The following is an 11,372-nucleotide window of genomic DNA, read 5'->3' on the forward strand; positions in this document are numbered from 1 at the left end:
GTAATACTCTCCCCACCAACTTCTCGTGGCTGCATTTAGGAAGTCGGGAAAGCCCGATTCTCCTGGCCAGACGGCCGCTCTGAAAAGTCTGCCATCTCCTCGCTTGCAGAATGAATCATTCTTGATCCCATCTTCGAATACGTCGTATCCATCGACGGCCTTTACTCCTGGATCGATTATCGCAACAACTTTTATTCCCATTCTGGAGAGTTTATCGATCATCAAGGAGGGGTCTGGAAAGCGATCGATGTTCCAAGTGAAGACCTTGAACTCATCCATGTAGTCTATATCAAGGTAAATAGCGTCACAAGGAATCTTCCGTTCTCTGAATTGCTTTGCGATTTCCAAAACGGACTCTTCGTCTGCGTAAGACCATCTTGATTGATGATAACCCAAAGACCATATTGGCAAAAACACGGGATTGCCTGTTAGCCTGAATATGTCCCTCAGGGTCTCTTCGGGTTTCTCGAAGAACACGAATAGATCAAAACCATCGCCTTCCACATCAATCTTCATCCGGTCTCTGATCTCGAACCCTACGTCGAATCTAGAATAGCCTGGATGATCAAGGAAGAAGCCAATCTGCCTCTCGGGAGAGGAGACGTAGAAGATTGGGAGGGTTGAATACAACCTTCTTCTTGATGGTGAGTGATCCGGTTCGTCTGTGTTGTACATCTCATAGACGCCGCCTCTTTTGTTTAAAGGTCCGATGTTCTGTCCAAGTCCAAGAACTGCCTGGTCGTCATTTAGCTTGATTGTAATACTGAATCCGTCTGCCTTTTCTACGATCTCCATCTCGTTGAAGTCCTGCGATGAGGATCCTTCTAGCCCGCGCAGCTTCAACCCCTGGAAGAGATGATTTGCCACTTCGGCATCCAGTTCTTCCTCAGGCGCTGCCAATACCGAATCGGTTTTGAACTTGGGCTTACCCTCTCTTTCAACCTCCACTTTGATTACTGAATCGAAGTAGCGAAAGAATCGTTTCCTCAAAGAAGCGCCTCCAGTTCTAGGAAATATCGATCTCATTGTACAACAAGATGATAGACTTTGTATGTAAAGTGATGCCAGGGAGGTAGTTTGATGACAGTCAGGAAAGCTATTGAGAAGATCAAGGGATTGCAGTCTGAGAGGCTTTCGGAGATAAGTGGAAAATACTCGTTCTTTATTGAAGGAGGTGATCCACAGAGATTTACTGTCGAGATCTGCGATGGCAGGATAGAGGTTTTTGAAGAAGAACGACCTTCTGATTGTTCAATACGGACAGATTTCGCGACCTTTGAAGGACTGATTGAAGGAGTTGTGAATCCTCTGACAGCTTTCATGACCGGAAGTTTGAGTGTATCGGGAGATCTGGCCTTTGCGATGAAGCTTAGAAAACTGCTTGGAGGTGAATGAATGACACGCGAAGTACTGATACTGGCTTTTGAAGGGAAGAAATCATGTTTTCTTCATGCTTTGCTGAATGCCCTTGACATGTCCGAAAAGGGATTTGCCGTATCTGTCGTAATGGAGGGAGAATCTCCCAGTCTCATGAAAGAGATTACACATGAGAAGGATCCGGTTCATGAGATTTACATCGAAGCGAAGAAAAGGGGCCTCATAAAGGCCGTATGCTATGGTTGTTCGAAAATGATGGGTGCCCTTGAGATAGTTGAGAAAGAGGGTCTCCCTCTGAATGGTGACATGAGGAACCACGTTCCGCTAGCGCCATACGTAGAGCGTGGGGCAGAGATCATAACATTCTAGAAGGAAGTCCAATTATTACTGCGGAGAGCTGACTGAAGGCAGATTTATCTCAAAGAAAGGAGTTCGTAATGAGGAACAGTCTTAGACGATGGAAGAATGAAAAACTGGCACAGAAACTCATCAAAGTATTCGAAAGCAAATCCGTGAGGGTGATTTACCTTCCAGATATAGAAGCGGTGGTCGAAGAAGTCGATAAGTTAATTCCCGATGGAGCTACGGTTAGCACTGGTGGATCGGTGACACTTCAGGAGACTGGAGTAATAGATTTGCTGAGATCTGGGAAATTCGAATTTCTTGACAGAGACTCAGTTTCCGAAGATAAAGAGAGAAGGGAGATTATGGTCAGGGCATTTGAGTCCGACTATTACCTCTGCAGCGCGAATGCCATCACAGAGAATGGAGAGATTCTTCTGCTGGATGGGAGCGGCAACAGGGCCGCTGCCGTGACGTTCGGTCCCGAGAAGGTGATTTTTGTTGCCGGAATAAATAAAGTCGTGAACGATCTGGATGCAGGCATCAAGAGAATCAGATCGATAGCACCGATGAATGCAAAAAGGCTGAACTTGCATACTCCCTGTGCAACAACCGGATTCTGTTCCGACTGCAGTTGCGAAGAAAGAATATGCGAAACGTACTCAATAATAATCGATTCGAGAAGAAGGCCGTGGCGCTACACGATCGTTCTGATAGGTGAAGAGCTTGGCCTGTAAGAAAACTCTCAGGATAAGAGTCTTTGGGCGTGTGCAGGGCGTTGGGTTCAGGTACTTTGCCCTTCACACCGCCAGGTCGTTTGGAGTAACGGGTTTTGTAAAGAACGAACCCGATGGAAGTGTAGAGGTCGTTTGTTCTGGATGTGATGAGGAGATCGAGGCTTTCGTTGAAAGAATAGATAGGGGTCCCTCCTATGCCAGCATTACAAAGACAGAGATTGAAGAGCTCCCCTTCAAGACGTTCATAAGCTTCGAAATTAGGTACTGAAGCTAAATTTCGCCCCATTCCGCCATGAACCTCTGCACAAATTCCACAACAAAACTGTATCGGTCCCCAGCCATTCTTCTTGCAGTTTCCGTCCAGAAAGTTTCAGGTCTTATCTTGAGAATCTTCTCGTGAAAATGATTTATTGAACTACTCGAATTGTTGCTATAAGAGCGCCACGGACCGAATTGGAGAGAGTGAAGAGGAGTCCCGACCTTTCCGGAATAGGAAAAGACTCTTGCTATAGCTACCGCCCCTATGGCGTCTAATCTGTCCGCATCCTGGAGGATCTTTCCCGTCACACTGGCAGGTGTTAAACCGCCGGAGTATCTGTGAGACCTGATTGCCTGCGAGACTTCCGAGATAAACGAAAAGTCGAATCCCATGGTCGGTAGAAGTCCTAAAGCATATTCCGCGCCGGATTCTGCATGATCGATGCCGGTTAGAGCTTCTTGAGGCCGCTTAATGTCATGGAGCAGTGCGGCGATGATTGCCTTGTTAAGGTCACACCTCTCCCGAAAAGCAATTTCGCTTACGTTCTCCACTACCCTTAAGGTGTGCGAAATATCATGAGCAGGGTCATCACAGTCTTCAAATGCTTTCACAACGATGTGGAGGATTTCTCTCAGGTGTGGAATGCAGTCCATAAGCTCTGTAAGATTCATATTTCTCTCCTAGAGTAAAAAAGAAAAGTTCAGATGCATAATGTAAAATAAGTATACAAGATGATTTGTATGAATAGGTGAAAGGAGGCACGAATATTGAATATCCTGGTTACAAACGATGATGGAATCATGTCGCCTGGAATTATTTTGCTTGCCGAAGCGCTTTCTGAAGAGCATGAAGTCCTTGTGGTTGCACCCGATGTCGAAAGAAGCGCGACTGGACACGCAATAACAATCAGAACTCCGCTGTGGGCCAAGGAAGTCAAAGTTGGTAATAAGAACATCGGCTATGCAATTAATGGTACTCCGGCTGATTGCGTTAAGCTCGGATTACTTGCGATTTCGGATAGGAAGATAGATCTTGTGATAAGCGGGGTGAACAAAGGGCAGAATATGGGAATAGATGTTCTTTATTCCGGAACAGTCTCAGGTGCTCTAGAAGGTGCGGTGACTGACACTCCATCGATTGCGGTTTCTAGTAGCGACTGGAGTAATCCCGAGTACGAAACTGCAGCCAGATTCATAGTTAATTTTCTCAGAATCTACGATGTCAGTAAGATGCCGGACTTTACTGCTCTCAATATTAATGTTCCTTCTATCAAGTATGAGGAACTGAAGGGTTGGAAAGTGACCAGACAGAGCAGAAGAAGATACAAGGATTATTTCGAGAAGAGAAAGGATCCTTATGGAAACAACTACTACTGGATATTCGGAGAGGTAGTTGAAGATGAATGTTCTACTGATTGTGATTTCAACGCAGTAAAATCAGACTTCGTATCGATCACCCCTCTCCATGCCATTATGACGGATAAAGAGTATTTTGAGGAACTGAAGGAGATTTCGGAAGGGTGGTCGGAATGAAAGTGATTTATATCGGAAACCCCATACTTCGAAATGTCTCCGAGAGTGTTGAAGTTTTCGATGATGATCTCAGAACGTTCGTGAAAGAGTTGAGCAAGACAATGTACGTTGAGGACGGCGTGGGTCTCGCGGCACCGCAAGTGGCTGTGTCCCGGAGGATTTTTGTTTACGACCCCGGAGACGGATTGAGGGTAGTAATTAATCCGGAGATTATTTCCAAGAGCGATGAGACAGTAAGGATGGAAGAGGGTTGCCTCAGCATACCCGGAATTTACGCCGATGTCGACAGGCCTTCCACGGTTCGAATACACTATCAGGATGAATATGGCCGGCACCACGAAGAGGATTTGACGGACTATCCTGCGAGAATTGTGCAGCACGAGAGCGATCATCTTGAAGGAATACTTTTCGTTGATTATCTTTCTACGGCAAAAAGAGCGGTGCTGAAACCGAAATTGAATCAGATAATTAAGGAAAGCATAAGATAAAATGAAGATCGTATTCATGGGAACTCCCGAATTTGCGGCTGCTCATCTCAAGGCGATTGTAGAATCGGGGAACAACGTGGCAGGAGTCTTTTCACAGCCTGACAGGCCTAAGGGGAGAGGGCGGAAAGTAGAACCCACTCCGGTGAAGACAGTCGCCACTAGCTACGGAATACCAGTATATCAGCCTGAAAAGATCAATTCTGATGAAGGGTTCGAAAGGCTTGCGGAGCTATCTCCAGATATAGTTGTTGTTGTGGCATTTGGAAAACTTCTTAAATCGGGCGTGATAAACCTGCCAACCATCGGCTGTTTCAATGTTCATGCTTCTCTTCTGCCCGAATATAGAGGCGCAGCACCGATTCAGCGCGCAATCGAAAATGGAGAGACAAAGACGGGCATAACGGTATTCAAGATTGATGAAGGAATGGATACTGGAGAAATCGCTATGAAGAGGGAGCTCGAGATCCATCCATCAGACAGTTTTGGTTCTCTATATTTGAAGCTGGCAGAACTTGGGAAAAAGACGTTGGTCCATTTTTTGGAGAGAGTCAAAGAGGGAAGACTGGAGCTCACTCCGCAAGATGGAATTCCTTCTTATGCTCCAAAGATTCAGCCTGCGGATCTAGTGATTACAGACTTATCAGATGCAGCGAAGGTTGTTAACAAGATAAGAGCGTATGATCCAAAGCCTGGAGTGAGAGTGAGTGTTGAAGGGAGTATGGCAAAGGTTTTCGGAGCCAGCCTGCTATGCGGAAATGAGAAAGTAGGTCAAGTCGGAGAAGTAGTCAAGATCGATGATAGAGGAATGATTGTAAGCTGCGGTGCCGAAAATGTTATTATATCCTTAGTACAGTTCCCGGGAAAGAAGCCTATGAGGCCGAAAGATGCTTTAAGCGGAAGGCTCATCGACGAAGGGATTATATTGGGGGGATAATAATGCCCAGGGTAATAAGACTTTTTCAAATAAGAAACGAGATTTCGGAGAACGATGCGGAAGAGATTGTAGCGAGACTCAAGCTGCTTGATGGAATAGTCAAAGCCCAGGCAGATGTAGCAAGCGGAGTGATTGAAGTTGAATACGAGAACGCCATTATCGACAGATATTTAATTCAGGAAGAGCTCTCCAAACTCGGTTTTGATATGCTTATATAAAGCATTCTCGCTATTTGCTTCTTGACAAAGGAATCCGGTCAAGTTATAATTTTTGACGTGTGAAGTTGCCGAGGTGGTGGAATTGGCAGACACGCATGGTTGAGGTCCATGTGGGCAGTTTAGCCTATGCGGGTTCAAGTCCCGCCCTCGGCACCACTAAACCGGGTTTGTAGCCCGGTTTTTTCTTTCGAGGTGCTTCTTGGGAGAGATTCTGCTAGGCAATGTTTTCAAACGGAACACAAAGACAAAAATTAGCTTGAGACGAGTTTCTCAGAATTCTCCATTTGTCTCAGTAAATATCGAAGACCTTCCTTCATTCTTTTCAGAGAGAGGCGAAGACTGCCTTTTCGTGGATGGGCCGTTGGATAGCGAATATGCACAAAAGATAGCTGTCGATGAAGGATATCTGAGAAGCTTTCTTCTTCAGTCGGAGTCTGGGGATCTCAAGACAAGGATCGAACAGTACAGAAGGGCTCTTGAGAAAATGCCGGCGGGGCTCTCATCCATAGTCGAGAAGACTGTAGAAAGCGGTGGACTGAAGAACTTCCTCCTTCTTTCACTCAGGAAAAGCGAGTTTTTGGATCCTTGGGAGGATTATGTACTTTCCGCTCTCAAGAGGAATCAAAGAAGAGAAAGGGGCAATCCCAGGATCAATCTTCAGAAGACTGTAAAATTGGTGTTCGGTGAGGGTGGACTCCTGCAGGATTCGATGAAGGGATACGAGTTCAGGCAAGAGCAGTTCATGACTGCTCTTGAAATCGCTGAATCAATTGAAAGAGACAATAATCTGATGATCGAGGTCGGTACTGGAACCGGAAAGAGCATTGCTTACCTGGCACCGGTTGCGTACGCCTGTATCTCGACTATGAATCAGGCCGTTGTCTCAACAAGAACAAGAATCCTTCAAGATCAGCTCTTCAAGAAAGATGTGGAGATATTGAAGACTTTTCCTAACCTTGATGATCTACGTGTCTCTGTTATGAAGGGTAGAGAAAGATATCTTTGTGCCAGAAAGCTCTTTGAGGTTGTGAACCTCGCTCTCAACAAGATGTTGGATGAAGAAATGTCAAAGGAACTTTCAGGAATACTCATCTGGTCAATGATTACTGGTGAAGGAGATCTCGATCCGCTTCCGTTGAAAGAAGAGATGAGAAGAATGATTTCTGGAAACAGATTCGACTGCACCAGACGACTCTGCCCTTTCTTCGAGATCTGCCCTTACTACGTTCAGAGAGAAAACGCGAAAAGCTCCGACATAGTTATCACGAATCATTCCTTCCTTTTTAGCGAAGCAAACATAAGACTTTCCGACGGAGACGCCGAAGAGCGAGAAGATATCGGAACACTTCTCCCGCGATTCAAATATCTCGTTGTAGATGAGGCACACGAGCTCGAGGCTTCCTTGACACAGGCCATGAGCTATCGTCTTGAGCCGTACGAACTGGCTGGTACTGTGAGAAGACTCATAAAAGTTGTTAGGGATTCCTTTGGATTTCTTAAGAGGCACTTTGACGAGGGATTCTTGAGAAAACTGTGGACAAAGCTCAAAGAAGCAACCGCTAGTCTGGACAAACAGAGCGCAGAGCTTGTTAGAGTCACAGCGAGATCCGAATCTGGAAGCCGAACTACATTCACTGAAAAGGAACTCGAAGTGACGATACCTTTGCTCGTAGGAATTTCCGATACTCTTCAGACACATGTATATATTGGTACCCAGACGATACAGATGTTGGATGATGTGGAGGATAGAAATGAAAAGATAGATGGCTTGGAAGCTGAAGCAAGCAGGATTCTCACTGAAACAAGGGAATGGATGAAGCAGATAGCGGGTATCACTGCTTCTCAGGAATCGAGGGTTGTGTATGTAAGCCAGTTCGAAGGGCGTGCCAATAGCTTTAGAATAATCTCGTCACCTGTGGAAAACGATACCTTGATGGCATCAATCTTCCCCGATGTGAGCGTCAAGATTTTCATCTCTGCGACTCTGTGGGTTTACAGTAGGGGTAGCGATGGCTTCAATTACGCAAGAAGAATACTGGGAACAAGCAGCAACAATGAAGCGGTTAGGCTTGGAACTTCATTTGATTATACGCAGCAGCTGAAGTTCTTCGTACCGGCCGATCTACCCGACTATCTTCCGAATTCGCTAACCTATCTCGAAAGCGCGGCGGATATAACGCTCAACGCTTTGAAGATAGTAGGAGGCGGTTCAATGGTGCTTTTCACTTCTTATGAAGACATGAAATGGACTCTTTCCAAAATCTCCGGCGGACTTGGAGATATGGCAATTCACATTCAAGATAGGGAGGACAGTCCGACAACCATTCTTGCAGATCACGTAAATTCAGAGAAGTCCGTGATTTTCGGAGCAAGGGCATTCTGGGAGGGTGTAGATCTTCCTGGTGAACAGCTTAAGCTACTGATAGTATACAAGCTCCCCTTTGAAAGACCCGATGAACCGCTAATTGAAGCCAGAATTAAGCATTACGGAAAGAGGAGCTTCGTGGAAGGTATGAACAAGTACTATTATCCAAAGATGATAACGGCTTTCCGGCAGGGCCTTGGAAGACTCATAAGAACAAGGAGCGATCACGGAGTAGTGATTGTAATTGACAAAAGGATAGTCGACCCTAACAGAGTGTATTCGAAAAAGCTCCTGGCTTCTCTTCCAGCCGGAACTAATGTTCAAGCAGTCAGCAGGAGCCGGATTCTGCGCGAACTCAGAAGACTTAAGAGGGAGAAGTGGATCTGATGCTAAAGGCAGTCGTCTCCCATTTCTTACCTAATTACTGTCTGGTCTGCGAAAGGGAAATCGACCCCGCTGACTACCTCTGCAAAGAATGTCTGAGTTCTATTAGAGGTCCGATAATGGCTCCCTTTGAGCTCGTGAACATAGACTCGGCTCATTCCTATTGGAAGTATGAAAGCCCCTTGAAAGAGCTTATTCGTGCTTACAAGTTTGAAGACCGCCCGGGCGTGGCTCGTCTATTTGCAGAGATGGTCTTCGAAATGATAGACGCCTTCGCTCCATCTACCGATGTAATCGTCCCGGTTCCAACATCTGTTAAGGCATTCATTAGGAGAGGTTTTGACACCAACCTAAGAATTCTCCGACATCTTGCAAGAACGGTCGATATTAAAATCGACAATGTTCTGTCGATTTCGGGAAAGACTGTTCCTCAGTCAACATTGAAGATGCAGGACAGGATAGATAATGTTAGGGACAAGTTCTTTTTGAGGAAGAAAACAAGAAGCGCTTCGGTTATTCTTTTCGATGATGTAGTTACAAGCGGTGCAACTGCAAGCCAGTGTGCTAGAGTTCTAAGAGAAGGCGGTGTCAAGGAGATCACTTTATTTGCAATTGCCAATGCAAAAAAATAGGGCCTCTCGGCCCCTGGCTGGGAGAGGAGGACTCGAACCTCCATCGGCGGATCCAGAGTCCGCTGTCCTACCAATTGGACGATCTCCCAAGACAGTAAAGATTATAAAGCAGAAGACAATTGGTGTCAAGACGTTTGGAGGCATATGATGAACATAGCGATGTTCAGTGATACCTATTCTCCTCAGGTCAACGGGGTGGTTACCATGATCAGAATGCTTGAGGAGAATCTTCAGAAAAGAGGACACAATGTCTACATTTTCACAGTGGATCACCCCGAAGCCGGCATTCAGGAGAACGTCTACCGTGTTCCTTCGCTGAGATTTCCGTGGGAGAAGCAACATAGAATTGGCCTTCCGACGAACTTCAAGGAACTCATTCAGATTGTGAAAAGTCTGGATATCGATGTTGTACACTCGCATACATCACTGATAGTCGGCTACCTGTCCGGTCTCGTAATCTCGAATCTGCATGTCCCCGGAGTTACGACCTATCATACAATGATGGAGGAGTATGTTCATTATATCCCTTTTATGGAGCCTATTTTGAGAGTATATATAAGGGGTCAGGATAGAAGGTTTTGCGACAAGAATAGAGCGGTCATTGCGCCTTCGATCAAGATAAAGAAGCTGCTGCTCTCTTACGGCGTTTCGTCTCATATAGAGGTCATTCCAAATGGCGTTGACCTGACTCCTTTCATGCAAGAGCCAGATATTGATGAAATCAGATCGTTTAGGAACAAGTACAAGATTGGCGATAGTGAGAAGGTTCTGATCTTCGTCGGCAGACTGGGAGAAGAAAAGAGTATAGACAAACTTATCGAGAACTTCGCCAGGATCAACGCAGCTCTGCCGGATTCCCATCTGCTGTTAGTTGGAGACGGACCTCTGAAGGGCAAACTGAAGGAACTTGCTGGAAACTTGGGTGTTGGCGGGAGAGTCCACTTCACAGGTTTCTTGAAGTGGCCAGATGAGATTACATTAGCCTACAAGAGCAGTGATGCGTTCATGATTGCCTCTCATACTGAGACCTTTGGCTTGGTTACGCTTGAAGCCATGGCATCCGGTCTTCCGGTAGTGGCCTTCAAGGATGACAGCATTGCGAATATGGTTCTGGATGGAGAGAACGGTTTTATGTGCCCCTCAAAAGAAGAGTTGTCTACTGCGGCGATTGAGCTGCTTAGAGATAGAGAGCTCATGGAAAGAATGTCGAAACGTTCTGTTGAGATTTCTCAGGACTTCTCTGCTGAAGCCAATGTGGATAGAACGCTGAGTCTCTATGAAAAGATTGTCAGGAACGAGATCTAGACTTGAACCCAATTTCGTGTGCCGTTAGCAGCCCACCGAAGATGATGTTGGCATAGTAACTGAAGAATCTCCAAATCAGCAGCGCAGCGCCGATCCCTTCTCCGAAGAATGATTTGAAAAAAAGTACATACCCGCCCTCAGAGACGCCGCTTGCGCCGGGGGTCGGAATCAAAGAAACGACGAGAAATAGAATAAGCTGGACGGCGGTGATCTCCATATACTTCACAGGAATTCCGATAGAAAGCGAAACAAAATAGGGAATAGATATCATACAGATCAACTGAGCGAGGGTGCTCAGCGATGCAATGCCTAGAGTAACTGGTCTTCTTATCAAGTCTTTCATGGAAGAGTGAAAGAAGCGCAATTCTCTCATGGCTTTCTCGATCAACGTTCTTTCCTCCTTGATTATCTTAATTCTGCATAGGAAGCCGATCACGAGACGAATGAGCTTTTCTGTGAATCCGGGACTCAGTGAGAATAGGATCAGCACGACAAGAACGAGGCTGTTGAGTGCGAACCCGAAGATAGACAAAATGGCAAGATTGGAAATCTCTCCGGCGACGAGGGGATATGCCTTGAGAATTGCGGCAACGCCGAGAAATGTTATAACGAACTGATAAATCAGAAACCTTGAAACCAGCATTGCAGTCGATTCACCTACCGGAATGCCCCTTCTCTGCATGAATACAATCTGGGCAGGCTGTCCTCCAGAGGAGAAGGGAGTAATCCCGTTGAAGAACGTACCGATTACAGTTATCTTGAAAAGATAGGTGAAGGGAATCGACAGGCTACGCATTAA

Annotated in this window: 14 protein-coding genes and 2 tRNA genes; 12 read left to right on the forward strand and 4 right to left on the reverse strand. The window is 45.9% G+C overall.

Translation table 11 applies throughout. The annotated features are described in order from the left end of the window. Positions 1-990 (reverse strand): alpha-glucosidase (locus ENN47_12880; GenBank protein HDP79042.1); only part of this gene is annotated, 990 nt, incomplete at its 3' end. A gap of 90 nt (positions 991-1,080) precedes the next feature. Between ENN47_12880 and ENN47_12885 the strand changes: the two genes are divergently transcribed. From ENN47_12885 to ENN47_12900, 4 genes are all read left to right on the forward strand, one after another. Beyond that, positions 1,081-1,395 carry an SCP2 sterol-binding domain-containing protein gene (locus ENN47_12885; GenBank protein ID HDP79043.1) on the forward strand — a complete coding sequence of 105 codons (315 nt, stop codon included), beginning with the start codon at positions 1,081-1,083 and terminating at the stop codon, positions 1,393-1,395. Then, positions 1,396-1,746, forward strand: a complete 351-nt coding sequence (locus tag ENN47_12890) for a hypothetical protein (GenBank protein HDP79044.1) — start codon at positions 1,396-1,398, stop codon at positions 1,744-1,746. A gap of 68 nt (positions 1,747-1,814) precedes the next feature. Continuing rightward, the gene (locus tag ENN47_12895; GenBank protein HDP79045.1) at positions 1,815-2,456 is read left to right on the forward strand and encodes a lactate utilization protein; all 642 of its coding nucleotides are present in this window, start codon (positions 1,815-1,817) and stop codon (positions 2,454-2,456) included. After that, the gene (locus ENN47_12900; protein HDP79046.1) at positions 2,446-2,724 is read left to right on the forward strand and encodes an acylphosphatase; all 279 of its coding nucleotides are present in this window, start codon (positions 2,446-2,448) and stop codon (positions 2,722-2,724) included. Before ENN47_12895 ends, ENN47_12900 begins: the two co-directional genes overlap by 11 nt. A 2-nt stretch (positions 2,725-2,726) precedes the next feature. Here the strand turns inward: ENN47_12900 and ENN47_12905 are convergent, their stop codons facing one another. Beyond that, entirely contained in the window at positions 2,727-3,386 is a 660-nt protein-coding gene (locus ENN47_12905) for an HD domain-containing protein (protein HDP79047.1), read from the reverse strand. A gap of 96 nt (positions 3,387-3,482) precedes the next feature. Between ENN47_12905 and surE the strand changes: the two genes are divergently transcribed. From surE to ENN47_12940, 7 genes are all read left to right on the forward strand, one after another. Next, positions 3,483-4,247: a 5'/3'-nucleotidase SurE gene (gene surE / locus ENN47_12910; protein HDP79048.1), complete on the forward strand. Its 765-nt coding sequence runs from the start codon at positions 3,483-3,485 to the stop codon at positions 4,245-4,247. Continuing rightward, positions 4,244-4,735, forward strand: coding sequence for a peptide deformylase (locus tag ENN47_12915; GenBank protein HDP79049.1), 492 nt, complete (start codon positions 4,244-4,246; stop codon positions 4,733-4,735). The genes surE and ENN47_12915 overlap by 4 nt, the downstream gene beginning before the upstream one ends. Position 4,736: 1 nt before the next feature. Continuing rightward, entirely contained in the window at positions 4,737-5,669 is a 933-nt protein-coding gene (locus tag ENN47_12920) for a methionyl-tRNA formyltransferase (protein HDP79050.1), read from the forward strand. Between the two features lie 2 nt (positions 5,670-5,671). Further along, positions 5,672-5,887, forward strand: coding sequence for a heavy-metal-associated domain-containing protein (locus tag ENN47_12925; protein ID HDP79051.1), 216 nt, complete (start codon positions 5,672-5,674; stop codon positions 5,885-5,887). Between the two features lie 67 nt (positions 5,888-5,954). Continuing rightward, a tRNA-Leu gene (locus ENN47_12930) sits at positions 5,955-6,043 on the forward strand. A 43-nt stretch (positions 6,044-6,086) separates the two neighbouring features. After that, positions 6,087-8,639 (forward strand): ATP-dependent DNA helicase, encoded by a 2,553-nt coding sequence (locus ENN47_12935; GenBank protein ID HDP79052.1) that lies wholly within the window; start codon positions 6,087-6,089, stop codon positions 8,637-8,639. Further along, entirely contained in the window at positions 8,639-9,268 is a 630-nt protein-coding gene (locus tag ENN47_12940; protein HDP79053.1) for a ComF family protein, read from the forward strand. Before ENN47_12935 ends, ENN47_12940 begins: the two co-directional genes overlap by 1 nt. 14 nt (positions 9,269-9,282) lie before the next feature. Here ENN47_12940 and ENN47_12945 read toward each other — a convergent pair. After that, positions 9,283-9,357: transfer RNA gene (locus ENN47_12945), tRNA-Gln, on the reverse strand. Between the two features lie 58 nt (positions 9,358-9,415). Here ENN47_12945 and ENN47_12950 point away from each other — a divergent pair. After that, entirely contained in the window at positions 9,416-10,573 is a 1,158-nt protein-coding gene (locus ENN47_12950; GenBank protein HDP79054.1) for a glycosyltransferase family 4 protein, read from the forward strand. On the opposite strand, the gene ENN47_12955 is transcribed toward ENN47_12950, so the two are convergent. Continuing rightward, positions 10,557-11,372: flippase-like domain-containing protein (locus ENN47_12955; GenBank protein ID HDP79055.1), on the reverse strand; the 816-nt coding region annotated here is incomplete at its 5' end. The two genes, ENN47_12950 and ENN47_12955, sit on opposite strands and share 17 nt — an antisense overlap.

Source organism: Mesotoga infera, from assembly GCA_011045915.1.
Taxonomy (GTDB): Bacteria; Thermotogota; Thermotogae; order Petrotogales; family Kosmotogaceae; genus Mesotoga; species Mesotoga infera_D.

What these genes read in the sequence shown, in the direction of transcription:
- ENN47_12950 (HDP79054.1), top strand. Translation starts at nt 9,416, where the DNA reads ATGAACATAGCGATGTTCAGTGATACCTATTCTCCTCAGGTCAACGGG.
- ENN47_12905 (HDP79047.1), bottom strand. Translation starts at nt 3,386, where the DNA reads ATGAATCTTACAGAGCTTATGGACTGCATTCCACACCTGAGAGAAATC.
- ENN47_12920 (HDP79050.1), top strand. Translation starts at nt 4,737, where the DNA reads ATGAAGATCGTATTCATGGGAACTCCCGAATTTGCGGCTGCTCATCTC.
- ENN47_12890 (HDP79044.1), top strand. Translation starts at nt 1,396, where the DNA reads ATGACACGCGAAGTACTGATACTGGCTTTTGAAGGGAAGAAATCATGT.
- ENN47_12940 (HDP79053.1), top strand. Translation starts at nt 8,639, where the DNA reads ATGCTAAAGGCAGTCGTCTCCCATTTCTTACCTAATTACTGTCTGGTC.
- ENN47_12885 (HDP79043.1), top strand. Translation starts at nt 1,081, where the DNA reads ATGACAGTCAGGAAAGCTATTGAGAAGATCAAGGGATTGCAGTCTGAG.
- ENN47_12895 (HDP79045.1), top strand. Translation starts at nt 1,815, where the DNA reads ATGAGGAACAGTCTTAGACGATGGAAGAATGAAAAACTGGCACAGAAA.
- ENN47_12915 (HDP79049.1), top strand. Translation starts at nt 4,244, where the DNA reads ATGAAAGTGATTTATATCGGAAACCCCATACTTCGAAATGTCTCCGAG.
- ENN47_12925 (HDP79051.1), top strand. Translation starts at nt 5,672, where the DNA reads ATGCCCAGGGTAATAAGACTTTTTCAAATAAGAAACGAGATTTCGGAG.